This is a genomic window from Achromobacter sp. CF-sbj1-Ac2-l (assembly GCF_052698165.1).
In genome coordinates this window covers 911927-937217 of record NZ_CP199855.1, presented here as the reverse complement: position 1 = coordinate 937217, position 25291 = coordinate 911927, and the positions used below count along the sequence as shown (strand labels likewise).

Below are 25291 nucleotides of genomic sequence, written 5' to 3'. Positions count from 1 at the left end.
CATGCCACTCGATTACGCAACCGTGAAGCACTGGCGCTTCGACGACGTGCGCCAGCACTACGACGACAAGGACACGATGCTCTACGCCCTGGGCATCGGCCTGGGGCAGGATCCGGAAGACGAGCGGCAACTGCGCTACGTGTACGAGAAAGACCTGCGCGCCTTTCCCACCATGAGCGTGGTGCTGGGCTATCCGGGCTTCTGGATGAGCGACCCGCGCGCCGGCATCGACTGGGTCCGGCTGGTGCATGGCGAGCAGCGCCTGGCGGTGCACGCGCCCCTGCCCACGTCCGGCACCGTGATCGGCAGGAGCCGCGTCACCCACGTGATCGACAAGGGCGCGGACAAAGGCGCGATCGTGGTCACCGAACGCACGCTGCACGACAACGCCGGCACGCACCTGGCCACCTTGCGGCAAAGCACTTTCTGCCGTGGCGACGGCGGCTTCGGCCAGGGCGACGCCAGCCCCGAGCCGCTGCCCGCCGCGCCGCAGGGCGAGCCGGAGCGCCGCTGCGAACTGCGCATTCCGCCGCAGGCGGCGCTGCTGTACCGCCTGAACGCCGATCGCAATCCGCTGCACGCCGACCCCGAGGTCGCGCATCAGGCGGGTTATCCCAAGCCGATCCTGCATGGCCTGTGCTCCTACGGCATCGCCGCGCACGCGCTGGTCAAGACCTGGTGCGACTACGATGCCTCCCGCCTGACCCGGCTGGATGCGCGCTTCTCGGCGCCGGTCTATCCGGGCGAGACCTTGCAATGCGATATGTGGCGCATGCCGGACGGCCAGATCCGCTTCATCGCCCGCGCCGTCGAACGCGACGTCGTCGTCATGAGCCATGGCGCCGCCGAGGTGCAATCATGATGCGTCCGCCCGCATTGGACGGCATCCGGGTGCTGGACCTGTCGCGCATCCTGGCAGGCCCGTGGTGCACGCAGAACCTGGCCGACCTGGGCGCCGACGTCATCAAGATCGAGCGTCCCGGCGTCGGCGACGACACCCGCGCCTGGGGCCCGCCCTTCCTGAAGGACGGCAATGGCGTCGACACCAACGAATCCGCCTATTACCTCAGCGCCAACCGCAACAAGCGCTCGGTCGAGGCCGACATGGCCACGCCGCAAGGCGCGGCGCTGATCCGCGAACTGGCGACGGTCAGCGATATCCTGGTCGAGAACTTCAAGGTCGGCGGGCTGGCCAAGTACGGCCTGGACTATGCCAGCCTGAAGGCCATCAATCCGCGCCTGATCTATTGCTCCATCACCGGCTTCGGCCAGGACGGTCCGTTCGCGCAACGTCCCGGCTATGACTTTATGATCCAGGGCATGGGCGGGCTGATGAGCATCACCGGCGAACGCGACGACCTGCCCGGCGGCGGACCGCAGAAGGCCGGCGTGGCAGTCACCGATATCGTCACCGGCATGTATGCGACGGTGGCGATCCTGGCGGCGCTGCAGGAACGCCACCGCAGCGGGCTGGGCCAGCACCTGGACATCGCGCTGCTCGACAGCCACGTGGCGCTGCTGGCCAACCAGAATTCCAACTATTTCAATTCCGGCGTGGCGCCGACGCGCGCCGGCAACGCGCACCAGAACGTGGTGCCCTACCAGGTCTTCGCCGCCAGCGACGGCCATCTGATCGTGGCCACCGGCAACGAATCGCAGTACCGCGCCTATTGCAAGGCCATCGGCGCGCCGGAGCTGGGGGACGATCCGCGCTTTGCCACCAACCGGCTGCGCGTGGCCAATCGCGAGCTGCTGGTGGAGCTGCTGGCCGACATCATGCGCCAGGGCCGGCGCGATGACTGGATCGCCAAACTGGAGGCCGTGGGCGTGCCCTGCGGCCCGATCAACAATATCGCCCAGGCCTTCGCCCACCCGCAGACGCAGGCGCGGCAATTGCGCCGCGACCTGCCGCACCCGGGGGGTGGCGCGGCGCCGGTGACGGCCAGCCCGCTGCGGTTCTCGGACTCCCCCGTGGTGTACCGACGCGCGCCGCCGCTGCTGGGCCAGCACACCGAGGAGGTGCTGCGCGAGGTGTTGGGAAAATCGCCACGGGCCATCGCGGAATTCGTGTCGACGCGGATCCGCTAACGTGATTGAGGATCTCACTTATCAGACGATATAACGAATGAAGGCTCACATTCGGCCAGGGTTTTGACCTTATGATTTCGGCCACCGTCCGATCCACTCCCTATTGCGCCGAGCGAGCCACCATGCCAGTGACCAGACCCTTGAGGCGCGTGTTCCGGCGCCTGTTTCGGCGCACGCGCGACACACGGAATGCGGATCTTCTCGGCCAGATCGCGGCCATCCACAAGGCGCAGGCGGTCATCGAGTTCGACCTGGACGGCCATGTGCTCATGGCCAACCAGAATTTCCTCGATGCCATGGGTTACACGCTCGACGAACTGCTGGGGCAGCACCATCGCATCTTCGTCGCAGCCGATCGACGCGACTGCCCGCAATACCAGGCCTTCTGGGCCAAGCTCAAGCGTGGCGAGTACGACGCGGGCCGCTACCGCCGCATCCACAAGGACGGCAGCGACGTCTGGCTGCAGGCCAGCTACAACCCGATCCTCGACGCCTCCGGCCGGCCCTTCAAGGTGGTCAAGTACGCCACCGACGTCACCGAGCAGCAGCGCCGCCAGGCCGACACTGAGGGCCAGCTTGCCGCCATCTCCAAGGTGCAGGGCATCATCGAGTTCGGGCTGGATGGCACCATCATCCGCGCCAACGACCTGTTCCTGGACGCCATGGGCTACCGCGAAGACGAACTGCGCGGCCGCCACCACAGCATGCTGGTGCTGCCCGAGGAAGTCCGCGGCCCCGCCTACAAGGAATTCTGGCGCAAGCTGCGCGGCGGCGAATACGACACCGGCCAATACCTGCGCATCGGCAAGGGCGGCCGCCGCGTCTGGATCGAGGCCAGCTACAACCCGATCTTCGATGCCGAGGGCCGGCCCTTCAAGGTGGTGAAGTTCGCCACCGACATCACCAAGCGTTTCACCGCCGCGCAGACGCTGCGCGTGGCCGTGCAGGGCCTGACCGAGAACGCCGAGCGCGCCAGCCAGGCCAACACGCTGGCCCGCGACGCCTGCCAGGTCGCCGAGGAAGGCGGCAAGACCGTGGCCGGCGTGGTGGCCACCATGGGCGCCATCACCGACAGTTCCAAGCGCATTTCGGAGATCATCGGCGTGATGGACGGCATCGCGTTCCAGACCAATATCCTGGCGCTCAATGCCGCGGTCGAGGCGGCGCGCGCCGGCCCGCACGGCAAGGGCTTCGCCGTGGTGGCGGCGGAAGTGCGCAGCCTGGCCCAGAACAGCGCATCCGCGGCCAAGGAGATCAAGGACCTGATCACCACCTCGGTCCAGCAGATCGGCAACGGTGCCGAACAGGTGCAGTCCGCCGGCGCCACCATGGAGAACATCGTGACCTCGTCGCGGCGGGTCACCGAGATCATGGGCGAAGTGGTGGAGGTCTCGCTGGCGCAATCGGCCAAGCTGGGCGAAGTCACCGAGGACATCACCCAGATGACGGCCGAGGCGGCGCACGAACTGCAGAGCGCTTATGAGACCCAGGACCGACCCGAGGCGGCGCGCGAAGCGGCGTCGGCGCGGGCCGCGGCGCCCCGCGCGCCGGCGTCCTCGCAATCGGCGCTGGAGTACGTGCGCTACTGACCGGCCCTGATCGGGCGGCCACGGGCGCCCGCGCCGACGGCAGGCCGCGAATCGTCCCCGGGAAAAAAAGGGCGCCGTCACCGGCGCCCTTTTCGCGTTCCTGTCGCCCGTTTACGCGGCGGCGACCGGGATCTTGCCGATCCGGGCCTGCCATTCCTTCGGCCCGGTGGTGTGGACCGAAGTGCCCTGGGCGTCAACCGCCACGGTCACCGGCATGTCCTTCACGTCGAACTCATAGATGGCTTCCATGCCCAGGTCGGCGACACCCAGCACCTTGGCGCCGCGGATCGCCTTGGACACCAGGTAGGCCGCGCCGCCCACGGCCATCAGGTAGGCCGAGCCGTGCTTCTTGATCGACTCGATCGCGACGGGGCCGCGCTCGGACTTGCCGATCATCGCGATCAGGCCAGTCTGCTCCAGCATCATGTCGGTGAACTTGTCCATGCGGGTGGCGGTGGTCGGACCGGCCGGGCCCACCACTTCGTCGCGCACCGGATCGACCGGGCCGACGTAGTAGATGACGCGGTTGGTGAAGTCCACCGGCAGCGGCTCGCCCTTGGCCAGCATGTCCTGGATGCGCTTGTGCGCGGCGTCGCGGCCGGTCAGCATCTTGCCCGACAGCAGCAGGGTCTGGCCCGGCTTCCAGCTGGCGACCTCTTCCTTGGTCAGCGTGTTCAGGTCGACCTGCTTGGACTTGTTGTAGTCCGGCGCCCAGTGCACTTCCGGCCATTCCGACAGCGACGGCGGGTCCAGGCGCGCCGGGCCCGAGCCGTCCAGCTCGAAGTGGGCGTGGCGGGTGGCCGCGCAGTTCGGGATCATGGCGACCGGCTTGGAGGCCGCGTGCGTCGGGAAGGTGTTGATCTTGACGTCCAGCACGGTGGTCAGGCCGCCCAGGCCCTGCGCGCCGATGCCCAGCGCGTTGACCTTTTCGTACAGCTCGATGCGCAGCTCTTCGAGCTTGTTCTGCGGGCCGCGGGCCAGCAGTTCGTACATGTCGATGTCTTCCATCAGCGACTGCTTGGCCATCAGCATGGCCTTTTCGGCGGTGCCGCCGACGCCGATGCCCAGCATGCCCGGCGGGCACCAGCCGGCGCCCATGGTCGGGACCGTCTTGAGCACCCAGTCCACCAGCGAATCGCTGGGGTTGAGCATGGCGAACTTGGACTTGTTTTCCGAACCGCCGCCCTTCGAAGCCAGTTGCACGTCGACCTTGTCACCCGGGACAAGCTCGACGTGCAGGATACAGGGCGTGTTGTCGCGAGTGTTCTTGCGGGCGAACAGCGGATCGTCCAGCACCGAGGCGCGCAGGGGATTGTCCGGGTTCAGGTAGCCGCGGCGCACGCCTTCGTCGCACAGTTCCTGCAGGGTGCGCTTGGTGTCGAAGCGCACGCCCATGCCGACCTTCAGGAACACGTTGACGATGCCGGTGTCCTGGCACAGCGGGCGCTTGCCCTCGGCGCACATGCGCGAGTTGGTCAGGATCTGCGCCATCGCGTCGCGCGCGGCCGGGCTTTCCTCGCGCTCGTAGGCGCGGGCCAGGTGGCGGATGTAGTCGACGGGGTGGTAATAGCTGATGAACTGAATGCCATCGGCTATCGACTGGATGAAGTCTTCTTCTTTGATGAGGACGGACATGGCGATATGCGATTAACGAAGGGAACGTGAAAACGCGGCCGACCTACCGGCCAGCCGCGCTGGTGAAAGGATTGCTTTTGCCGCCGGGCCGCCCCAAGGCAAAAGAGCCCCCGCGGGGGGCAGCTAGCTCGCATGGCGAGCGCGGCGTGGGGGCACCCATTTATTTGCCTTGCCAGACCGGCTTGCGCTTCTCCGCGAAAGCCGTGGCGCCTTCCTTGGCGTCGGCCGACGAGAAGATGTGGGCGATCAACGGACGCTGGCGGCTGAACATCTCTTCCTGGGTCCAGTCGCCGGACTGCGCCACGATGCTCTTGGCGGTCTGCACCGACAGCGGGCCGTTCTCGACAATGGCGCGGGCCAGTTCCAGCGCGCCGGCCAGGGCGCCGCCCGGCTCGGTCAGGCGGTTGACCAGGCCGAAGCCGTAGGCGCGCTCGGCGCCCAGCATGTCGCCGGTCAGGATCACTTCCATGGCGATGTGGTACGGCAGGCGGCGCGGCAGGCGCAGCATGCCGCCGGCGCCGGCCACCAGGCCGCGCTTGACTTCGGGCAGGCCGAACTTGGCGTTGCTGGCGGCCACGATCAGGTCGGACGCCAGCGCCATCTCGCAGCCCCCGGCCAGCGCATAGCCTTCGACCGCGGCGATCAGCGGCTTTTTCGGCGGCGCTTCGTTCAGGCCGGCGAAACCGCGGCCCTCCACGTACGGACGCTGGCCCGACTTGGCGAAGGCCTTCAGATCCATGCCCGACGAGAACGTGCCGCCCGCGCCCGTCAGGATGCCGATGCGCACGTCGTCGCGGCTGTCCAGTTGATCCAGCGCGGCGGCCATGGCCTGGGCGGTTTCCAGGTTGATGGCGTTCTTGGCCTCGGGGCGATTGATGGTGATGATCTGGATGCCGTCGGCGACTTCCACCTTGATCAGGTCAGACATGCGGATGCTCCTTCCGGGGTTTTGGGGATGTTGGTTTTATATAAGACTGGTCAACCTGGAATGATACGACCAATGCCGGACAGCCGCAGGGCGCCGCGCCGCCGGTGTCCGCCTGGAGCACGCCTCGTCCGAGATGTAACGGCCAGGATGTAACCGCAATCCCGGGGTCCGCCCCCGGGGCCGCCCCGGGCCAGTTAAAATGCCCGGTTTCCCACGCCCACGGCAGACGTCGCCCGGCGATCGAATTCCAAGAATCCTATGCTCACCTTTCAGCAAATCATCCTTACGCTCCAGGAATACTGGGACAAGCAGGGTTGCGCCCTGCTGCAGCCCTACGACATGGAAGTCGGCGCCGGCACCTCGCACACCGCCACGTTCCTGCGGGCGATCGGCCCGGAGCCCTGGCGCGCGGCCTACGTGCAGCCCTCGCGCCGCCCCAAGGATGGCCGCTACGGCGAGAACCCCAACCGCCTGCAGCACTACTACCAGTACCAGGTGGTGCTGAAACCCGCGCCCCCGGAAATCCTGGACCTGTACATCGGCTCGCTCAAGGCGCTGGGCATCGACCCGACCCAGCACGACATCCGTTTTGTCGAGGACGACTGGGAAAACCCGACGCTGGGCGCCTGGGGCCTGGGATGGGAAGTGTGGCTCAACGGCATGGAAGTGACCCAGTTCACCTACTTCCAGCAGGTCGGCGGCCTGGATTGCACCCCGACCACGGGCGAGATCACCTACGGCCTGGAACGCCTGGCCATGTACCTGCAGGACGTGCAGAGCGTGTACGACCTGGTCTGGACCGAAGGCGCCAACGGCCGCCGCGTGCTGTACCGCGACGTGTTCCACCAGAACGAAGTGGAACAATCCACCTACAACTTCGAATACTCGTCGGCCGAGATGCTGTTCGCGCACTTCAACGACTACGAAGCCGAGGCCAAGCGCCTGATGGACGTGCCGCTGGCCCTGCCGGCCTATGAAGCCACGCTCAAGGCCGCGCACACCTTCAACATGCTGGACGCGCGCGGCGCGATCAGCGTGACCGAGCGCGCCGCCTATATCGGCCGCATCCGCAACCTGTCGCGCGCCGTCGCGCAGGCCTACTACGATTCCCGCGAACGACTGGGCTTTCCCATGCTGGGCCGCGACAAGGCCGCCGGGGAGGCTGCATAAATGACGACGAACATCCGCCCCCTGCTGGTCGAGCTGCTGACCGAAGAACTCCCGCCCAAGGCCCTGCAGAAGCTGGGCCAGGCTTTCGCCGAGTGCGTGCGCGCCACGCTGGCGCGCCACGGCCTGCTGGCCGACGGCTGCGCCGTCGAGCCCTACGCCACGCCGCGCCGCCTGGCGGTGCGCCTGTCGGCCGTGCTGGCCCAGGCGCCCGACCAGGCCTACGCCGAAAAGCTGATGCCGGTGAAGATCGGCCTGACCGAAGACGGCAAGGCCACCCCGGCGCTGCAGAAGAAGCTGGCCGCCAAGGGCCTGGAAAACATCGACCTGGCCACCCTGGAACGGGAATCCGACGGCAAGCAGGATTACCTGGTCGCCCGCGGCACCGCCCCCGGCGCCGCGCTGGCCGCCGGCCTGCAGGAAGGCATCGACGCGGCCATCGATGGCCTGCCGATCCCCAAGGTCATGCGCTACCAACTGGCCGACGGCGAGACCACGGTCAAGTTCGTGCGCCCGGCGCACGGCCTGATCGCGCTGTTCGGCGCCGACGTGGTCCCCGTGACCGCCCTCGGCCTGACCGCCGGCCGCGAGACGCTGGGCCACCGCTACATGAGCAGCGGCGCCATCGCCATCGCCGATGCCGACGCCTACGCCGCCACCCTGGCCGAAAAGGGCCGCGTGGTGGCCTCGTTCGAAGGCCGCCGCGACGAGATCCAGCGCCAGTTGCTGGACCACGCCGGCCGCCTGTCGGCCACGCTGGGCGACGACCCCGAAGTGGCCGCCCTGCTCGATGAAGTCACCGCCCTGGTCGAACACCCCACCGTCTACGTCGGCGAGTTCGAGGAACAGTTCCTGCAAGTGCCGCAGGAATGCCTGATCCTGACCATGCGCCTGAACCAGAAGTACTTCCCGCTGTTCGACCCGGCCAGCGGCCGCCTGACGCACCGCTTCCTGATCGTGAGCAACATGCGCACGGACAACCCGGTGAACATCGTCGAAGGCAACCAGCGCGTGGTGCGCCCGCGCCTGGCCGACGCCCAGTTCTTCTTCGAGACCGACCGCAAGACGCCGCTGGCCGCGCGCGTCGAGCAACTGGGCTCGATCGTCTACCACAACAAGCTGGGCACCCAGCTCGAACGCGTCGAGCGCGTGCGCGCCATCGCCCGCGACGTGGCCGGCAAGCTGGGCGGCGACGTCGCCGCCGCCGACCGCGCCGCGCTGCTGGCCAAGGCCGACCTGGGCTCGAACATGGTGGGCGAGTTCCCCGAGCTGCAAGGCATCATGGGCGCCTACTATGCCGCCGGCGACGGCGAGCCGGACTGCGTCGTGCAGGCGCTGCGCACCCAGTACCGCAACCGTTACGACACGCCGGTCTCGCAGGACGACCTGACCGCCGCCACGCTGTTCATCGCCGAACGCGCCGAGACCCTGGTCGGCATCTGGGCCATTGGCCTGGCGCCCACCGGCGAACGCGACCCCTTCGGCCTGCGCCGCGCCGCGCTGGGCCTGATCAGCGCCTTCGAGCAACTGGCCGCCGGCGGCTGGCTCAAGCTCAACCAGGACGGCCCGCTGTCGCTGGACGGCCTGCTGGCCGCCACCGCCGCCACCTTCCCGGCCGGCAAGATCCCCGCCGACACGCTGGCGGAAGTGCGCGCCTTCATCTACGAACGCTACCGCAACCAGTTGATCAACGAGCACGACCGCAACGCGGTCGAGGCCGTCATCGCCCTGACGCCGCCGCTGCACCAGGTGGGCGAGCGCGTGCGCGCCGCCGCCGCCTTCGCGCAGATGCCCGAAGCCGCCAGCCTGGCCGCCGCCAACAAGCGCATCGGCAACCTGCTCAAGAAGGCCGAGGGCGAGATCGGCGCGGTCAATGACGCCGCGCTGGTCGAGCCCGCCGAAAAGGCGCTGGCCGCCGCCATCGCCGCGCTGCGTCCGCAGGCCGAGGCGCAACTGGCCGCCGGCGACTTCGCCGCCAACCTGCGCACGCTGGCGCAGGCGCGCGAGCCGGTGGACGCTTTCTTCGCCGACATCATGGTCATGGCCGAAGACCCCGCGGTGCGCGCCAACCGGCTGGCGCTGCTGGGCCAGTTGCACACCCTGATGAACCAGGTCGCTGACATTTCCAGGCTGGCACAGTGAAGCTCATCATCCTCGACCGCGACGGCGTCATCAACCAGGACAGCGACGCCTTCGTCAAAAGTCCCGACGAATGGATCGCCCTGCCCGGCAGCCTGCAGGCCATCGCCCGCCTGACGCAGGCGGACTGGACGGTGGTGGTCGCCACCAACCAGTCCGGCCTGGCGCGCGGCCTGTTCGACATGGACACGCTGACCGCCATCCACACCAAGATGCGGCGCGAGCTGGCCGCCGTCGGCGGCAGCGTGGACGCCGTCTTCATGTGCCCGCACGGCCCGGACGATGACTGCACCTGCCGCAAGCCGCGTCCCGGCATGTTCGAGCAGATCGGCCACCGCTATGACGTCGACCTGGCCGGCGTGCCGGCCGTGGGCGACTCGCTGCGCGACCTGCAGGCCTCCACCGCTGCCGGCTGCGCGCCGTGGCTGGTGCTGACCGGCAACGGCAAGAAGACGCTGGCCAAGGGCGGCCTGCCCGAGAACACGCGGGTCTGCGACGACCTGTCGGCCGTGGTCGACGCCTTGCTCCAGGACAACTGATGGCCCGGCTGCGCTCGCTCCTTTATTTCCTGTTCCTGGCCATCACGGTCATCCCCTATGCCTTCGCCTGCGTGCTGTGGGCGCCGCTGCCGCTGCACCTGCGCTACAAGCTCACGGTGGGCTGGCCGCGCCTGGCGATCTGGGGCGCCAAGGTGTTCTGCGGCATCCGCTGGCAGGTCAAGGGCTGGGAAAACCTGCCTGACGGCCCGGCGGTGCTGCTGTCCAAGCACCAGTCGGCCTGGGAAACGCTGTTCTTCCCGGCCTACATGCCGCGCGAAGTCTGCTTCGTCTACAAGAAGGAACTGCACATGGTGCCGTTCTTCGGCTGGGGCCTGGCGTTGCTGCGCATGATCGCCATCGACCGCTCCAAGGGCCGCGACGCCTTCGAGCAGGTGGTCAAGCAGGGACAGGTCCGGCTGGACGAAGGCCGCTGGCCGCTGCTGTTCCCGGAAGGCACCCGCGTGCCGCCCGGCAAGACCGCGCGCTTCAAGATGGGCGGCGCGTTGCTGGCCTCGCGCACCGGCGCGGTGGTCATCCCGGTGGCGCACAATGCCGGCGAATGCTGGCGCCGCAATGCCTTCGTCAAATATCCGGGCATGGTTACGCTGTCCATCGGACCCGCGATAGAATCGAAGGGAATCTCCCCCGAGGAACTGAACCAGAAAGTGCAGGACTGGATCGAAGGGGAAATGCGGCGTCTCAATCCAGAAAGGTATGCCCAGCACTGACCAGCTCGAACTCCTGTTCGACGTGCAAGACTCCGACGCGTCTGCTGACGCGTCGCCCTTGAGCGCGTCTCCCGCGCCGCCCAAGGCGCCGGTGGCCACGCCGCCCGCGCCGCTGTTCCCTCCTCCTGCCTCTTCCGCGCCCAAGCCGGCCGGCGAACCGCTGCTGACGCTGTCGCCCAACGCCGCCGCGCGCGTGCCCACCCCCTGCCCCGATCCGCTGCCGCCCGGCGCGCGCTGGCGCGAGGTGGACACCGATCCGCAACCCATCGGCTTCGTGCTGCTGCGCTCGCGCCGCCGCAGCATCGGCTTCGTCATCACCGACGACGGCCTGCGCGTCACGGCGCCCAACTGGGTCACGCTGGCGCAGATCGACGACGCGGTGCGCGAGAAATCCCGCTGGATCGTCGCCAAGCTGCGCGAATGGCACACCCGCAAGCAGCAGCTCGCCATGGCCCACACGCGCTGGCAGGCGGGCGGCGAGCTGCCCTACCTGGGCAAGCGCATCGTGCTGGGCGTGGGCGGCGACAGCCGCCAGACCCGCCTGTCCGGCGATGCCGACGCCCCGGCCGACGGCGACACGCTGTGGCTGGCGCTGCCGGCCGACGCCGACCAGGGCCGCATCCGCGACGCCGCCCAGGCCTGGCTGCAGCAGCGCGCCGGCGCCTGGTTCGGCGCCCGGCTGGCGCACTTCCTGCAGATCAGCGGCCTGAAGATCCGCCGCTGGCGCCTGTCGTCGGCGGCCACGCGCTGGGGTTCGTGCACCAGCGACGGCAACATCATGCTGAACTGGCGCCTGATCCATTTCGCGCCGGCCATCATCGACTACGTCATCGCGCACGAACTGGCGCACCTGCGCGAAATGAACCACAGCCAGGATTTCTGGCGCGAGGTCGGCCAGATCCTGCCCGACTTCGAGGAAGCCAAGAACGTGCTGCGGCGCCACGACCCCGCCTCGCTGCCGCAATTCTAGGGTCGGTGCGAGAGACGCCCGCGCAACCGGCCCAGGGGCGTGTTCCCACTAAAAGAAGCCTCGCATGAGCACCCACGGAGACACACCATGCTTCTGCTGATTCCCGGCCCGGTCACGACCGATGCGCGGGTGAAGGCCGCCATGGCGCAGGACTATGCGCCCTGGGACAACGAATTCCGCGCGCTGTACCGCCAGGTCTGCGCCGACGTGCTGCGCGTGGCCGAGGCCGACGCGGACACGCACGTGGCGCTGGCGCTGCCGGGCTGCGGCCACTTCGCGGTGGAAGCCGCCATCCGCACCCTGGTGCCGTCCGGCGGCCGCCTGCTGGTGCCGTCCACCGGCGCCTACGCGGGCCGCCTGCAGAAGCTGGCCGCCGAGGCCGGCCGCGTCGCCGTGCCGCTGTACGTGGGCGCGCGTGACCGCGTCGACCCGCAGGCCGTGGCACAGGCGCTGGAGCAGGACCCGAGCCTGACGCACGTTGCGCTGGTCTACAGCGAGACCGGCAGCGGCATCTGCCACGACGTGCCGGAACTGGCCCGCATCGCCCACGCGCTGGGTCGCCGCGTCATCGTCGACGCGGTCTCGGCGTTCGGCGCATTGCCGCTCGACATGCGCGCCCTGCCCGCCGTGGACGCCGTGGTGCTGACGGCCAACAAATGCCTGGAAGGCCTGCCCGGCGCCGCCTTCGTGGTGGGCCGCCGCGACAGCCTGGAGGCCGCGCGCGGCAACGCCGGCAGTTGGTCTCTGGACCTGGCCGACATCTACCAGCACACCCTGGCGCCCAACGCCGGCCCGCGCTTCACCCCGCCAGCGCCGACGCTGGCGGCGCTGGCCGTGGCGCTGGAGCTGTATCATCATGAAGGCCGCGAAGCCCGGCTGGCGCGCTACACCGCCAACATGCGCACCCTCTACGACGGCGTGGCCGGCCTGGGGCTCCGCCCCTACCTGCCGCCCGCGCTGCAGGGCCCGATCGTCGTCAACGTGCATGCGCCCGACGCGCCGACCTGGAACCTGCAACTGTTCGTGGACGCGCTCAAGCAGCGCGGCTTCGTGCTCAGCAATTTCACCAACACCGAACTGCCCACTTTCCGGGTCGGTTGCATCGGCGCCTTCGGGCCCGACCAGATGCGGCTTGCGGTCGACGCCATGGGCGGCGCGCTGCAAGACCTCGGCATAACCGGGGAACCCCACGTCCAGGGTTTCCCGCCACCTCTCATCGCTTAAGGAATTCCACCATGCGTATGCTCCACACCATGCTGCGAGTCGGCAATCTCGACAAGTCCATCGACTTCTACACCAACGTGCTCGGCATGCGCGTCCTGCGCCGCAACGACTACCCGGACGGCAAGTTCACGCTGGCCTTCGTCGGCTACCAGGATGAATCGGAAGGCGCGGTGATCGAGCTGACCCACAATTGGGACACCGACAAGTACGACCTGGGCAACGGCTATGGCCACATCGCCCTGGAAGTCGACAACGCCTACGAAGCCTGTGACAAGGTCAAGGAACGCGGCGGCAAGGTCACCCGCGAGGCCGGCCCGATGAAGCACGGCACCACCGTGATCGCCTTCGTCGAGGACCCGGACGGCTACAAGATCGAGTTCATCCAGAAGAAAGGACGAGTGGACTGAACCCACCCGCCATCGCCATGATCCACTCCATCCTCAAAATGGGCGATCCCCGGCTGCTGCGCGTCGCGCCGCCGGTCGAGCGCTTCGATACCCCCGAGCTGCACGCCCTGATCGAAGACATGTTCGAGACCATGGCGGCGGCGCAAGGGGTGGGCCTGGCCGCGCCGCAGATCGGCGTCGACCTGCAACTGGTCATCTTCGGCTTCGACCGCAACGAGCGCTATCCCGACGCGCCGGCGGTGCCGCAGACGATCCTGTGCAATCCGGTCATCACGCCGCTGTCCGACGACATGGAAGACGGCTGGGAAGGCTGCCTGTCGGTGCCGGGGCTGCGCGGCCTGGTGCCGCGCTACCGCCACATCCGCTACCAGGGCAAGGATCCCTACGGCCGCGACATCGACCGCGAGGCCGAGGGCTTCCACGCCCGCGTGGTGCAGCACGAGTGCGACCACCTGATCGGCCGGCTCTATCCTTCCCGGATCCAGGATTTCTCGAAGTTCGGCTTCACCGAAATCCTGTTCCCGGGCATGGATCCGAATCAGGACGACTGATCGTTCTTCGGGGCGGGAGCCGGGTCCGGCGCCTGCCCCGGCGCCAGTTCCTCCGGCGCGAAATCATCCACCTGCAGCACCCGCGCGACGATCGCCTCGGCCTCTTCCAACTGCGCCGCCTGCGTCGCCGTGATGGCGCCGTGCCGGTGCGCCTCGCGCCAATCGCGCACGCCAGACTGGCGCAGCCGGTCACGGATCGGTTGCACCGCGTCGACCAGGGCGAAGGCGCGGGTCAGCAGCGCCAGCGGATCCTCATCGCCCTGGGCGCCCGCTGAACGTTGCAGGTCGGCCGCCAGCCGCGCATGGGTCGGCGACGGCTTGAGCAGCAGCTCCGCGCATTCGCGGCTGAGCGCGTCGTCCGGCCCCTTGGCCAGCCGCAACGGCAGGATGGCGGCGCGCAATGCCCAGGCCAACGGCCGGCCAGGCAGGTTCGACAACACCTGGTCCATGCGTTTTTCGATCTCGGCATAGCCCTGCGCCATGCACCAACGCACCAGCGGCAGGTCGTCGTGCTTGCGCCCCTCGTCTTCCCAGCGCTTGAGCACCGCCGACAACAGATAGAGTTCGGCCAGGATGTCGCCCAGCCGCGCCGAGATCATCTCGCGGCGCTTGAGGCCGCCGCCCAGGCGCGCCAGCGCGGCGTCGGCCAGCAGCGCGAAGCCGGCCGCATAGCGGCCCAGCCGACGGTAGTGGCCGGCGGTGGGGCCGGATACCGGCGACGGCGCCAGCAGGCCGCCGGTCCAGGCGCGGCCGATGGCGCGCAGCGTGTTCATGCCGGTATGGCGCAGGTGGCGCCAGAACACGTCGTGGAACACTTCCATGCCGCGTTCTTCGTCGGGATTGCCCAGCGCCAGGATCTCCGGCATCAGGTAGGGGTGGGCGCGGATCGCGCCCTGGCCGAAGATGATCAGGTTGCGCGTCAGGATGTTGGCGCCCTCGACCGTGATGGCGATGGGCACCGCCCGGTACAGCGCGCCCAGGTAGTTGCTGGGTCCGTCGATCACCGCGCGGCCGGCATGCACGTCCATGGCGTCGTTGACCGACACCCGCATGCGCTCGGTGGCGTGGTATTTCATGATGCCCGACACCACCGCCGGCTTCACGCCCTGGTTCAGCGCGGCGCAGGTCAGGCGCCGGGCCGCTTCCACCAGGTAGGCGTTGGCCGCCAGGCTGGCCAGCTTTTCCTGCACGCCCTCGAACTTGCCAACGGGGATGCCGAACTGCTCGCGCACCCGGGCGTACATGCCGGTGGCGTGCGCGCTCATCACGCACGCCGCCGCCGACAGCGACGGCAAGGAAATGCCGCGCCCCGCCGCCAACGCGCTCATCAGCATCTGCCAGCCGTGCCCGGCGCGCTCGACGCCGCCGATCAGCGCGTCCAGCGGCACGAACACGTCGCGGCCGCGATTGGGTCCGTTCTGGAACACCTGCATCGCCGGCAGGTGGCGGCGGCCGATCTCGACGCCGGGCGCATCGGTCGGCACCAGCGCCACCGAGATGCCGATATCGCGCGCGCCGCCCAGGATGCCGTCGGGATCCGACATCTTGAACGCCAGCCCCAGCACCGTGGCCACCGGCCCCAGCGTGATGTAGCGCTTGTGCCAGTTCAGGCGCACGCCGATCAGCTCACGACCGTCCACCACCTGGCGACAGACCACGCCGGTATCCACCATGGACGCGGCATCCGAGCCGGCCTCGGGGCTGGTGAGGCCGAAGCACGGCACCTCGCGGCCGTCGGCCAGCCGCGGCAGCCAATAATCGCGCTGGGCCTGGGTGCCGAACTGCATCAGCAGCTCGCCCGGCCCCAGCGAATTGGGCACCATGACCGTGACGCCGGCGGTGATGGAATAGGCGGAAATGCGCCGCACGATCTCGGAGTGGGCGTAGGGCGAGAAGCCCAGGCCGCCGTGGCGCTTGGGGATGATCATGCCGAAGAAGCGCTGCGCCTTCAGGAAGGCCCAGACCTCGGGCGGCAGGTCGCGCCGATGCCAGGTGATGTCCCATTCGTCCAGCATGGCGCACAACTGCGCCACCGGGCCGTCGATGAAGCGTTGCTCATCCGGCGTCAGGGCGGCGGCGGGCACGTCCAGCAGCTTGCGCCAGTCGGGATTGCCGGTGAACAGGTCGGCTTCCCACCAGGTGTCGCCGGCCTCGATGGCCTCGCGTTCGGTGGCCGAGAGCGGCGGCATCGCGTTGCGGGCCCAACGGTATGCGGGTTCGGAGATGCGGCGCCGGCGCCAGGCGTTGAAATCCATGTGCTCTCTCTCGTTCGATGCCACTGGGCATATCAGGGCAAAGTACCAGAATTGGGCCATCGGGGACAAACCCCATGGGTCCGACTCTGCGACAATGGGCCTCCCCGCGCTGGTGCGCATTCCCTTCGCTATCCGGGCACACACCGCATGCTGAACAAACTCTGGCTGGGCTTCTTCCTGACTGCCGCCGCGGCCGCGCTGTACCGCTGGCTGGCCATCGGCGACCCGGACGTGTTCCGCGCCATGGTCGCCAGCCTGTTCGACATGGCGCGGGTGTCGGTCGAGGTGATGGTGCTGCTGTTCGGCACGCTGACGCTGTGGCTGGGATTCCTGCGCATCGCCGAAAGCGCCGGGCTGGTGGAACGGCTGGCGCGGCTGCTGGGACCGCTGTTCGCGCGCCTGATGCCCGAGGTGCCGCGCAACCACCCCGCGATCGGCTTGATCACGCTCAACTTCGCCGCCAACGGCTTGGGCCTGGACAATGCCGCCACGCCCATCGGCTTGCGCGCGATGCGCGAACTGCAAGCGCTCAATCCCAAGCCCGACACCGCCAGCAACGCCCAGATCCTGTTCCTGGTGCTCAACGCCTCGTCGCTGACGCTGCTGCCGGTGACGCTGTTCATGTTCCGCGCGCAGCAGGGCGCGGCCGACCCGACCCTGGTGTTCCTGCCCATCCTGCTGGCCACCAGCGCCTCGACGCTGGCCGGCTTCCTGGCGGTGGCGGCGTGCCAGCGCCTGCGGCTGCTCGATCCGGTCGTGATGCTGTGGCTGGGCGGCGCGGCGCTGCTGCTGGGCGGCTTCATGGCGCTGCTGGCCAGCATGTCGGCCAGCGCCATCGCCGCGCTGTCGTCGCTGATGGGCAACCTGGCGCTGTTCGGCATCCTGCTGGCCTTTCTCATCGTCGGCGCCTGCAAGAAGGTGCCGGTCTACGAGGCCTTCATCGAAGGCGCCAAGGAAGGCTTCGACATCGCCAAGAGCCTGCTGCCCTACCTGGTGGCGATGCTGTGCGCGGTCGGCGTGTTGCGGGCCTCGGGCGCGCTCGACTTCCTGCTCGACGGCATCCGCTGGCTGGCCGCCAATGCCGGCTGGGACACGCGCTTCGTCGACGCGCTGCCGACCGCGCTGGTCAAGCCGTTCTCGGGCAGCGCGGCGCGCGCCATGATGCTCGAAACCATGACGCACTTCGGCGTGGACAGCTTCCCCGCGCTGCTGGCGGCGGTGGTGCAAGGCAGCACCGAAACCACCTTCTACGTGCTGGCGGTGTATTTCGGTTCGGTCGGCATCCTGCGCGCGCGCCATGCGGTGGGTTGCGCGCTGGTCGCCGATCTGGCCGGCGTGCTGGCGGCCATCGGCGTGTGCTACTGGTTCTTCGGCTGAACGGCGCCGGCCGCCAGCCACGCTGCCGCGACGGCGCGCCGGGCCTGCCTACAGGCGCCGCGCGCCGCGAGACCGCTCAATCCACCAGCAGGATCTTCATGCCGTTGGTGCCGCCGCTGTCGCGGTAGAAGTCGCCCTTGGTCAGGATCACCCAGTCACCCGCTTTCACCAGATTGCGCTTCTTCAGCTCGTCGATGGCGGCGTTGCTCAGATCCGCCGGCTCGTAGTCCGACGGCGCGAACGGGATGGTGTAGACGCCGCGGAACATGGTCACGCGGTTCTGCGTGATGCTGTGCGGGCTGTAGCAGTAGATCGGCACGCCCGAGCGGATGCGCGACATGATCAGCGGCGTGTGGCCGCTTTCGGTCAGCGCGATGATGGCCTTGACGCCCGGGAAATGGTTGGCCGCGTACATGGCCGCCAGCGCGATGGTTTCGTCGCAGCGCGTGAAGGTCTCGCCCAGGCGATGGTGCGACTGCGTGCTGGTGGGATGCTTTTCCGCGCCCAGGCAGACGCGCGCCATGGCCTGCACCGTCTCGACCGGATACGAACCCGAGGCGCTTTCGGCCGACAGCATCACCGCGTCGGTGTAGTCGAGCACCGCGTTGGCCACGTCCGAGACTTCGGCGCGCGTGGGCATCGGGCTGGAGATCATCGACTCCATCATCTGGGTCGCGGTGATCACCACCTTGTTCAGGGTGCGGGCATGCTGGATGATGCGCTTCTGGATGCCGACCAGTTCGGCGTCGCCCACTTCCACGCCCAGGTCGCCGCGCGCCACCATCACGCCGTCGCTGGCGCGGATCAGCGCGTCCAGCGCCTCGTCGTCGGCCACCGCTTCGGCGCGCTCGATCTTCGCGATGATCCAGGCTTCGCTGCCGGCGGCGCGCAGCAGTTCGCGCGCCTCGTCGATGTCGCTGCCATAGCGCGGGAACGACACCGCCACGTAGTCGAGCTGCATCTCGGCCGCCAGCTTGATATCGACGCGGTCCTTGTCGGTCAGGCTCGGCGCCGACAGGCCGCCGCCGCGCCGGTTGATGCCCTTGTTGTTGGACAGCGGGCCGCCCACCGTGACGGTGGTGTGGACTTCGTCGCCCTCGACGCGGTCGACCACCAGCACCACGCGGCCGTCATCGAGCAGCAGCTCGTCGCCGACGCGGCAGTCCGTCACCAGCTCGGGATAGTCGATGCCGACGATGCTGGCCGTGCCGGCGTCCTTCGGATGCACCCGAGACAGCGTGAACGGCTGGCCCACCTGCAACTGCACCAGCTTGTCGGTGAAACGCGCGATGCGGATCTTGGGGCCCTGCAGGTCGCCCATGATGGCGACGAAGCGGCCCTGCCGCGCGGCGCTCTCGCGCACCAGGCGGGCGCGCTCGCGGTGGTCGTCGGCGCTGCCGTGCGAGAAGTTCAGCCGCGCCACGTCCAGGCCGGCCTTGATCATGGCGTCGATGCGTTCCGGCGTCGACGTCGAGGGGCCCAGGGTGGCGACAATTTTGGTGCGGCGCAATACAGGCATGGCGATCCACTCTCACATGAACAACGAAAGCGCTATGGTACGACGGCGGCGGACACGCGGGTATCATGATCGACATCCCGACCCTCAACGCACCGTGGCCGACCTCGTGAAAATCGTCATCGCACCCGACTCCTTCAAGGAAAGCGTCTCCGCCCCCGACGCGGCCGCGGCCATCGCGCGCGGCGTCAAGGCCGCCTGTCCCGGCGCGCACACGGTCTGCATTCCGATGGCGGACGGCGGCGAAGGCACGGTCGAGGCGGTGCTGGCGGCGGCCGGCGGCCAGGCGCGCGAGCGCACGGTCAACGATGCGCTGGGCCACAAGGTCGACGCCGTGTGGGGCCTGCTCGAGGACGGCACCGCCATCATCGAGATGGCCGCGGCCGCCGGCCTCGAACTGATCGCGCCGTCCAAGCGCGATCCGATGCGCGCCAGCAGCCACGGCGTGGGTGAATTGATCCTGGCGGCGCTGGATGCCGGCGCCGAACGCATCATCCTGGGCCTGGGCGGCTCCGCCACCAACGACGGCGGCGCCGGCATGCTGACCGCGCTGGGCCTGCGCCTGCTCGATCAGGACGGCCGCAGCCTGCCGCCGGGCGGCGGCGCGCTGGGCCAACTGGCCAGCATCGACATGCGCGGCCTCGATCCGCGGCTGGCGAAGACAAGCATCGTCATCGCCTCCGACGTCGACAATCCCTTGTGCGGCCCGCAGGGCGCCTCGCACGTCTTCGGTCCGCAGAAAGGCGCCACGCCCGAACAGGTGCAGACGCTGGACGCCATGCTCGGCCACTTCGCCGACATCTGCGCGCGCCAGTTGGGCAGCGACCGCCGCCACGATGCCGGCGCGGGCGCCGCGGGCGGCCTCGGCTTCGCCGCCAAGACGTTCCTGAACGCGCACTTCCGGCCCGGCGTCGAGATCGTCGCCGAACTCGGCGGCCTGGCGCAGGCCATGGAAGGCGCCACGCTCGCCTTCACCGGCGAAGGCCGCATGGACGCGCAGACCCTGCGCGGCAAGACGCCGGCGGGCGTGGCCCGCATTGCACACCAGGCCGGCGTGCCGGTGGTGGCGCTGGCCGGCTCCCTTGGTGAAGGCTACGAAGCGCTGCACGCCGGCGGCATCAGCGCCGCCTTCAGCCTGGCGCCCGGCCCCATCACTTTGCAGCAAGCCCTGGCCGATGCCGAACGCCTGCTGCACGACCGCGCCCGTGACGTGATGCAATTGTGGATGGCGGCGCAGAAGCGCATGCTGTAGCGGCCACCGCGCGTCATCACGAAAAAAAGCCCGCTGTACGCGGGCTTTTGCTTGCCTGGCGGCGGTACGGCATCAACCGCCCTGCAGCACGCCGGCCTCGACCAGCGCATCCGACAGGCGGATGTAGCGATCCACCGAGATATCCTCGGCGCGCGCGGTGGGCGCGATGTCCAGCGCTTCCCAAGGCACCTGCGGCGCCCAGTCGGCCAGCACCCGGCGCAACATCTTGCGGCGCTGCGAGAAGGCGCGGGCCACCACGGTCTCGAAGGCGCGCGCGCTGACCGGGCGCAGGCGCTCGGCCGGCAACGGCACCATGCGCACGATGGCCGACACCACCTTGGGCGGCGGATCGAAGGCCTCGGGCGGCACGTCGAACAGCTTGTGCATGCGATAGCGCGACTGCAGCATCACCGACAGGCGGCTGAAATCGCCGCTGCCGGGCTGCGCGACCATGCGGTCGATCACTTCCCGCTGCAGCATGAAATGCTGGTCGCGGACATGGTCGGCCCAGGTCATCAGATGGAACAGCAGCGGACTGGAGATGTTGTAGGGCAGGTTGCCTACCACCCGCAGCCCCGCGCCGAACTGCGAGAAATCCACCGTCAGCGCGTCGGCCTCGACCACGGTCAGGCGACCTTCCTCGAACTGCTTGCGCAGGCGCGCCGCCAGGTCACGGTCGATCTCGACCGCGGTCAGGTGATCGAGCCGCTCGAGCAGCGGCCGCGTCAGCGCCGACAGGCCCGGCCCGATCTCGACCACGGTGTCGGTGCGAGCGGGACTGACCGCCCGCACGATCGACTCGACCACGCTCTCGTCGGTCAGGAAGTTCTGGCCAAAGCGCTTGCGCGCCTGGTGTTGAGACATGAAAAACCCGGGCTGCGATCAGCGGTTGTTCTGGTTGATACGGTCCTGCTTTTCCAGCCGGTTGTCGATGTACGCCTGGGCGCGCAACTGATCCAGCCAATCTTCGAAAGCGGGTTGGGCACGGCGCTCGAACAGCGTCTGGCGGGCGCGCATGCGGGCCAGGTCGTCGGTGGCGTCGTGCTGGCGGCGCTCTTCGACCTGGATCAGGTGCCAGCCGAACGGCGTCTGGATCGGTTGGCTGATCTCGCCCGGCTTCAGCGCATTCATCGCTGCCTCGAAGGTCGGCACGGTCTCGCCCGGATTGAGCCAGCCGAGGTCGCCGCCCTGCGGCGCGGTCGCGTCCTGTGAGTATTGACGCGCCATGTCCGAGAACTTGGCATCGCCCGCCACCAGGCGCTGGCGCACCTGTTCAAGGCGCTGGCGGGCCTGCTCGTCGCTCATGACGGTCGAGGTCTTGATCAGGATGTGGCGCGCATGCGTCTGCATCACCTCGACCGGACCTTGCGGCGCCTGGGCCTGGGGTTGCGGACGCGGCTGCGGTGCCGGCGCGGGAGCGGGGGCGCGGGCGGTGCGGCTGGGCGCCGGTTGCGCGGTGCCGCGGTCCATCACCTTGAGGATGTGGAAGCCGTTGCCGCTCTGGAGCAGCGTCGACACCTGGCCCTTCTGCAGATTGCCGAGGGCCTTGGCGAACAGGTCGGGCCAGCCGTCCAGCGGACGCACGCCCATCACGCCGCCTTGCAGGGCTTCGGGGCCGTCCGAATTGGCGGCCGCCAGGCTGGCGAAGTCATCGCCGCGCTTGGCGCGGGCCAGCAGGTCCTCGGCCTTCTTGCGCAACGCGGCGACCTGATCGGGCGACGAGCCTTCCGGCACGCGCACCAGGATCTGCGCCACGGCGTAGAGCATCGGACCGGCCGGCGCGGCGGCCTGCTCGGGCGCGGCTTCCGGCGCCGGTTGCGGCTGGGCCTGTTGCGCCGACGGGGGCGCGGCGCCGAACGCCGGATTGCGGCGCTGGTCCCTCAGGAACGCATCGACCTCGGCATCGGAAATGACGATGGTGGAGTCGACCGCGCGCTGGCGCAGGCGATCGGAGCGGATCTCGTCCTTCAGGGACTTGCGATAACTGTCCCAGGAGGTGCCGGACTTCTCGATTTCCTGGCGCAACTGGGCCGGGCTGATCTTGTTGCGGTCGGCAATGGTCTTGATGGCCTGGTCGACCTGGGCATCATCGACGCGGATGCCGAGACGGTCGGCCTCGTGGCGCTGCACCCGTTCCATGATAAGGCGCTGCAATACCTGGTGCTGCAGGGTCTTGTCGTCGGGCACCTGGATGCCGCGGGCCTTCAGTTCGCCGGCAATGCGCAGCGACGCATCGCGCAATTCGCGCAGGGTGATCACGTCCTTGTCGACCACGGCGGCGATGCCGTCGACGAACTGCTCCCCGGCGGGCGGCGCGCTTTTCTGCGTGGTCGGCGCATTCTTGGCGCCCTTGGCGTTCGGCTCGGCCGCGTGCGCGGCGGAGAAAGCGGCGCAAACGGCCAGCAACAGCGCGTTGCCGGAGAAGCGACGCAAAGAGTGCAACCTACGCATCATTCATACCTTTCAAATGTGGTCCCGGTGGGCGCAGGCGGGGTGATGCGCGAGTAACCGGGGATACTTCTGTTCAGCAGGTTCATCGGATCGGTTCCCAGGGAACCCAGTCCGGTCAACTCCAACTGGAAAAACAGCGCCGTGTTGGCGTCGGTGGCGGACACGGCGTAGCGTTGGAACACCATCCGGCCAACCCAGCAGCAATCGCCCTTGTATTCGAGGCCGGCGATGGCCTGCGTGATACGCGGGGAGTCGTTGGTACCGCTGACCGTGCTGGACGGACCGTCGCGCAGCGAATAGTCCACGCGGCCCACGCCGTACCAGCGCTTGGTGAACGGCCATTGCACTGCCAGGCTGATCTGGTTCTGCCCTTGCGGCTGATAAGCCACGCCCGGCTGCGGATCACGCTGATAACGATAGGCCAAGGCCACCGTCGTCAGGCGCTGCGGCGACCAACGGCCGCTGAGCAATCCGCGCGACCAGCGGTTGTCGTAGGGGTTGTACTGCGCCGCCACGTCAGTCGAGAACGTGTCGGTCAAAGCGGCGCTGGCGCCCACCAGGAAGTCGGAGCGCACGTTCTCGCGCGGCGTCTCGCCGGGCAACGTCACTTGCTGGTCGGCGAAATACAGTCGTTGCGCCACGGCCAGCGACGCGCGTTCGAAACCGGTGGAGGCATCGAGCCAGCGCGTGGTCAGCGCGGCGGTCAACTGATTGGCGTTGGAAATGCGATCCCAGCCACCGGTGTAGATATTCTCCTCGAAGGCCTGCGAAAAGCTGAAGTCGGACAGCGATGTGTCGTAGACCGGAATCTTGGATTGGTCGCGGTACGGCACACGCAGGTAGTACAACCGCGGCTCCAGGGTCTGGATCGAATCCTTGCCGAACAACGTGGTGTCGCGCTCGAAGATCAGGCCGGCGTCCAGCGACATGATGGGCACCGTGCGCGACTGCGAGCGCGGGTAGCCGAACGAGGTGCCGGCATTGGCCGTGCCCGAGTTCAAACCGAGCCAGTCACCGTGATACCAATCCGTCTGGTACTGGGTGTAATTGACCCCGGCCTTGGGAATCACGAACCAGCCCGGACGGACGATCGGATATGACACAGTCGGGTAGGTCTGCAGGCGGTCGCCGTTGGGACCGTTGCGATTGCCCAGGAACAGCGGCTTGCTGAAACGCACCGCGGTCGAGGTCCAGTCCACGTCGAAGCCGCCCCAGTCGTAGCGGGCGCCGCGCAGGTACAGCTCGGGCTGCTTGTCATAGGGCGGCGTCAACAGCGCATCCGGATCCTGCAGGGTCTGGTACTTGTAGACCTGCGCATAGGCGCTCCAGTATGTCGAGGACCAGCCCACCCGCGCGCGCTGCGGCAGGTAGGTGGTGGACGCCTGGTTCAGGCCCAGTTGCGAAATATCGCGGAAGTAGTCGTTATCCGAGACCTTGGCCACGTCCCAGTCGGCGTAGAAACCGTTGCCCAGCAACTGCTGATGGCGCCACCAGTACATCCAGCGGTCTTCGCCACTGACGTTGTCGTTCGGCAAATAAGCGCCGTAGAAGCTGCCAGCGTAGCTCGCGCCGAGGTAGCGGAACTCGCCGCCCAACTGCAAACCGCGCTTGGAAAAGTAGCGCGGCTGGATCGTCGCGTCATAGTTCGGCGCGATGTTCAGGTAGTACGGCAGAGAAAAGTCGAAACCGCCCTTGCTGGTGGTGCCATAAGTCGGCATCAGGAAACCCGACTTGCGTTCCTTCTTGACCGGGAAGGTCATGTAGGGCGACGCCAGGATCGGCACGTCCTTGAAGTACAGCACGCCATTGCGGGCCACGCCTTCGTTTTCATCGAAGTCGATGTCGACCGTCTTGGCCTTGATGTACCACGACGGCGTCTCGCACGAGCAGCCGCTGTAGGTGACCGTATGCAGCCGCATCTGCGACTTGCTGAAGATGTCGGCGTGTTCCGCCACGGCGAAGCCGCCGGTGGCGCCCAGCCAGAAATTCGGTTTCTCGACTTCGCCGGAGTACTTGTCGACGTTGAACTTGGCGTTGGGCCCCGTCACCAGGGTGCCGTCGCGCATCATGCGCGCGTTGCCCTGCACGTCCACCTCGCCGGTATCCTTGCGGTAGTTGATCCGATCGCCCTTGATGACGCCGTCGATGCGGCGGACCTGGGCCGCGCCGGTCAGGGTCAGGTCGGAATCCGGATCACCCTCGATGGTGTCCGCTTCCATATAGGCCGGGATGTTCCCGTCCGGCAGGCGGTGCACCCGCAGCCCGGGGGAAGTGCGCAGCTCAGGAGCCGCCGTGATCGACGTCGACGCGGGAGCCGAGCCTTGGCTGCCCTGGGCCTGAACGGCCCCGGCGACGCTGATAGCAGATAGGATCAACCACCGAACCTTGCGCACGAGTGAAAACAGCCCTTTTTGACGATGGGGGAACCAGGCGATGGCGCCCGGCAGGGGCCCATGCTAACGGAAACGAGCCGGT

General features: G+C 68.3%; 20 protein-coding genes. 13 read left to right on the top strand and 7 right to left on the bottom strand.

Going from position 1 to position 25291, the window contains the following annotated elements; genetic code table 11:
- Position 1: 1 nt before the first annotated feature.
- The 3 genes from ACUDCK_RS04325 to ACUDCK_RS04315 all read left to right on the top strand — a co-directional run bounded on the left by ACUDCK_RS04325 (position 2) and on the right by ACUDCK_RS04315 (position 3677).
- On the top strand, positions 2-862 hold the full coding sequence (locus ACUDCK_RS04325; RefSeq protein WP_175168168.1) for a MaoC/PaaZ C-terminal domain-containing protein: 861 nt from the start codon (positions 2-4) through the stop codon (positions 860-862).
- Positions 859-2088 carry a CaiB/BaiF CoA transferase family protein gene (locus ACUDCK_RS04320; protein ID WP_175142037.1) on the top strand — a complete coding sequence of 410 codons (1230 nt, stop codon included), beginning with the start codon at positions 859-861 and terminating at the stop codon, positions 2086-2088. Before ACUDCK_RS04325 ends, ACUDCK_RS04320 begins: the two co-directional genes overlap by 4 nt.
- 122 nt (positions 2089-2210) lie before the next feature.
- Positions 2211-3677 carry a methyl-accepting chemotaxis protein gene (locus ACUDCK_RS04315; protein WP_445659289.1) on the top strand — a complete coding sequence of 489 codons (1467 nt, stop codon included), beginning with the start codon at positions 2211-2213 and terminating at the stop codon, positions 3675-3677.
- 111 nt (positions 3678-3788) lie between these two features.
- Here the strand turns inward: ACUDCK_RS04315 and ACUDCK_RS04310 are convergent, their stop codons facing one another.
- A complete protein-coding gene (locus ACUDCK_RS04310; protein ID WP_445659288.1) occupies positions 3789-5312 on the bottom strand; it encodes a fumarate hydratase in 1524 nt (507 codons plus the stop codon).
- Positions 5313-5472: 160 nt separating this feature from the next.
- Positions 5473-6240 carry a crotonase/enoyl-CoA hydratase family protein gene (locus ACUDCK_RS04305; RefSeq protein WP_054416447.1) on the bottom strand — a complete coding sequence of 256 codons (768 nt, stop codon included), beginning with the start codon at positions 6238-6240 and terminating at the stop codon, positions 5473-5475.
- Between the two features lie 258 nt (positions 6241-6498).
- On the opposite strand from ACUDCK_RS04305, the gene glyQ reads away from it, so the two are divergent.
- From glyQ to def, 8 genes are all read left to right on the top strand, one after another.
- Positions 6499-7410, top strand: coding sequence for a glycine--tRNA ligase subunit alpha (glyQ, locus tag ACUDCK_RS04300; RefSeq protein WP_006388861.1), 912 nt, complete (start codon positions 6499-6501; stop codon positions 7408-7410).
- Positions 7411-9549 (top strand): glycine--tRNA ligase subunit beta, encoded by a 2139-nt coding sequence (glyS, locus tag ACUDCK_RS04295; RefSeq protein WP_445659287.1) that lies wholly within the window; start codon positions 7411-7413, stop codon positions 9547-9549. It begins immediately after the preceding gene.
- Positions 9546-10085, top strand: coding sequence for a D-glycero-beta-D-manno-heptose 1,7-bisphosphate 7-phosphatase (gmhB, locus tag ACUDCK_RS04290; RefSeq protein WP_116792237.1), 540 nt, complete (start codon positions 9546-9548; stop codon positions 10083-10085). Before glyS ends, gmhB begins: the two co-directional genes overlap by 4 nt.
- Positions 10085-10813 (top strand): lysophospholipid acyltransferase family protein, encoded by a 729-nt coding sequence (locus ACUDCK_RS04285; RefSeq protein ID WP_049071494.1) that lies wholly within the window; start codon positions 10085-10087, stop codon positions 10811-10813. Before gmhB ends, ACUDCK_RS04285 begins: the two co-directional genes overlap by 1 nt.
- Complete coding sequence (locus ACUDCK_RS04280) at positions 10800-11783, top strand: M48 family metallopeptidase (RefSeq protein ID WP_175168166.1); 984 nt, start codon at positions 10800-10802, stop codon at positions 11781-11783. Before ACUDCK_RS04285 ends, ACUDCK_RS04280 begins: the two co-directional genes overlap by 14 nt.
- Before the next feature lie 87 nt (positions 11784-11870).
- The gene (locus tag ACUDCK_RS04275; protein ID WP_175168165.1) at positions 11871-13007 is read left to right on the top strand and encodes a 2-aminoethylphosphonate--pyruvate transaminase; all 1137 of its coding nucleotides are present in this window, start codon (positions 11871-11873) and stop codon (positions 13005-13007) included.
- An 11-nt stretch (positions 13008-13018) separates the two neighbouring features.
- Positions 13019-13414 carry a lactoylglutathione lyase gene (gene gloA, locus ACUDCK_RS04270; RefSeq protein WP_049071490.1) on the top strand — a complete coding sequence of 132 codons (396 nt, stop codon included), beginning with the start codon at positions 13019-13021 and terminating at the stop codon, positions 13412-13414.
- 17 nt (positions 13415-13431) lie between these two features.
- Positions 13432-13965, top strand: coding sequence for a peptide deformylase (def, locus tag ACUDCK_RS04265; protein WP_006388854.1), 534 nt, complete (start codon positions 13432-13434; stop codon positions 13963-13965).
- Here the strand turns inward: def and ACUDCK_RS04260 are convergent.
- The gene (locus tag ACUDCK_RS04260; protein ID WP_175168164.1) at positions 13953-16220 is read right to left on the bottom strand and encodes an acyl-CoA dehydrogenase; all 2268 of its coding nucleotides are present in this window, start codon (positions 16218-16220) and stop codon (positions 13953-13955) included. The genes def and ACUDCK_RS04260 overlap by 13 nt on opposite strands.
- A gap of 147 nt (positions 16221-16367) precedes the next feature.
- Between ACUDCK_RS04260 and ACUDCK_RS04255 the strand changes: the two genes are divergently transcribed.
- Positions 16368-17597: a nucleoside recognition domain-containing protein gene (locus ACUDCK_RS04255; protein WP_063583964.1), complete on the top strand. Its 1230-nt coding sequence runs from the start codon at positions 16368-16370 to the stop codon at positions 17595-17597.
- Between the two features lie 76 nt (positions 17598-17673).
- On the opposite strand, the gene pyk is transcribed toward ACUDCK_RS04255, so the two are convergent.
- Positions 17674-19116, bottom strand: a complete 1443-nt coding sequence (gene pyk / locus ACUDCK_RS04250) for a pyruvate kinase (protein WP_049071484.1) — start codon at positions 19114-19116, stop codon at positions 17674-17676.
- Positions 19117-19222: 106 nt separating this feature from the next.
- Here pyk and ACUDCK_RS04245 point away from each other — a divergent pair, with 106 nt between their 5' ends.
- On the top strand, positions 19223-20365 hold the full coding sequence (locus ACUDCK_RS04245) for a glycerate kinase (RefSeq protein ID WP_064526522.1): 1143 nt from the start codon (positions 19223-19225) through the stop codon (positions 20363-20365).
- Between the two features lie 72 nt (positions 20366-20437).
- Here the strand turns inward: ACUDCK_RS04245 and rsmA are convergent, their stop codons facing one another.
- From rsmA to ACUDCK_RS04230, 3 genes are read right to left on the bottom strand one after another with little or no spacing between them, the layout of a single operon-like run.
- A complete protein-coding gene (rsmA, locus tag ACUDCK_RS04240) occupies positions 20438-21229 on the bottom strand; it encodes a 16S rRNA (adenine(1518)-N(6)/adenine(1519)-N(6))-dimethyltransferase RsmA (RefSeq protein ID WP_054501863.1) in 792 nt (263 codons plus the stop codon).
- A gap of 18 nt (positions 21230-21247) precedes the next feature.
- Positions 21248-22819, bottom strand: coding sequence for a peptidylprolyl isomerase (locus ACUDCK_RS04235; RefSeq protein ID WP_054501864.1), 1572 nt, complete (start codon positions 22817-22819; stop codon positions 21248-21250).
- Complete coding sequence (locus ACUDCK_RS04230; RefSeq protein ID WP_064526482.1) at positions 22816-25209, bottom strand: LPS-assembly protein LptD; 2394 nt, start codon at positions 25207-25209, stop codon at positions 22816-22818. The genes ACUDCK_RS04235 and ACUDCK_RS04230 overlap by 4 nt, the downstream gene beginning before the upstream one ends.
- Positions 25210-25291: the final 82 nt, after the last annotated feature.

What these genes read in the sequence shown, in the direction of transcription:
- ACUDCK_RS04325 (WP_175168168.1), top strand. Translation starts at nt 2, where the DNA reads ATGCCACTCGATTACGCAACCGTGAAGCACTGGCGCTTCGACGACGTG.
- ACUDCK_RS04320 (WP_175142037.1), top strand. Translation starts at nt 859, where the DNA reads ATGATGCGTCCGCCCGCATTGGACGGCATCCGGGTGCTGGACCTGTCG.
- ACUDCK_RS04315 (WP_445659289.1), top strand. Translation starts at nt 2,211, where the DNA reads ATGCCAGTGACCAGACCCTTGAGGCGCGTGTTCCGGCGCCTGTTTCGG.
- ACUDCK_RS04310 (WP_445659288.1), bottom strand. Translation starts at nt 5,312, where the DNA reads ATGTCCGTCCTCATCAAAGAAGAAGACTTCATCCAGTCGATAGCCGAT.
- ACUDCK_RS04305 (WP_054416447.1), bottom strand. Translation starts at nt 6,240, where the DNA reads ATGTCTGACCTGATCAAGGTGGAAGTCGCCGACGGCATCCAGATCATC.
- glyQ (WP_006388861.1), top strand. Translation starts at nt 6,499, where the DNA reads ATGCTCACCTTTCAGCAAATCATCCTTACGCTCCAGGAATACTGGGAC.
- glyS (WP_445659287.1), top strand. Translation starts at nt 7,411, where the DNA reads ATGACGACGAACATCCGCCCCCTGCTGGTCGAGCTGCTGACCGAAGAA.
- ACUDCK_RS04285 (WP_049071494.1), top strand. Translation starts at nt 10,085, where the DNA reads ATGGCCCGGCTGCGCTCGCTCCTTTATTTCCTGTTCCTGGCCATCACG.
- ACUDCK_RS04280 (WP_175168166.1), top strand. Translation starts at nt 10,800, where the DNA reads ATGCCCAGCACTGACCAGCTCGAACTCCTGTTCGACGTGCAAGACTCC.
- ACUDCK_RS04275 (WP_175168165.1), top strand. Translation starts at nt 11,871, where the DNA reads ATGCTTCTGCTGATTCCCGGCCCGGTCACGACCGATGCGCGGGTGAAG.
- gloA (WP_049071490.1), top strand. Translation starts at nt 13,019, where the DNA reads ATGCGTATGCTCCACACCATGCTGCGAGTCGGCAATCTCGACAAGTCC.
- def (WP_006388854.1), top strand. Translation starts at nt 13,432, where the DNA reads ATGATCCACTCCATCCTCAAAATGGGCGATCCCCGGCTGCTGCGCGTC.
- ACUDCK_RS04260 (WP_175168164.1), bottom strand. Translation starts at nt 16,220, where the DNA reads ATGGATTTCAACGCCTGGCGCCGGCGCCGCATCTCCGAACCCGCATAC.
- ACUDCK_RS04255 (WP_063583964.1), top strand. Translation starts at nt 16,368, where the DNA reads ATGCTGAACAAACTCTGGCTGGGCTTCTTCCTGACTGCCGCCGCGGCC.
- pyk (WP_049071484.1), bottom strand. Translation starts at nt 19,116, where the DNA reads ATGCCTGTATTGCGCCGCACCAAAATTGTCGCCACCCTGGGCCCCTCG.
- rsmA (WP_054501863.1), bottom strand. Translation starts at nt 21,229, where the DNA reads ATGTCTCAACACCAGGCGCGCAAGCGCTTTGGCCAGAACTTCCTGACC.
- ACUDCK_RS04235 (WP_054501864.1), bottom strand. Translation starts at nt 22,819, where the DNA reads ATGATGCGTAGGTTGCACTCTTTGCGTCGCTTCTCCGGCAACGCGCTG.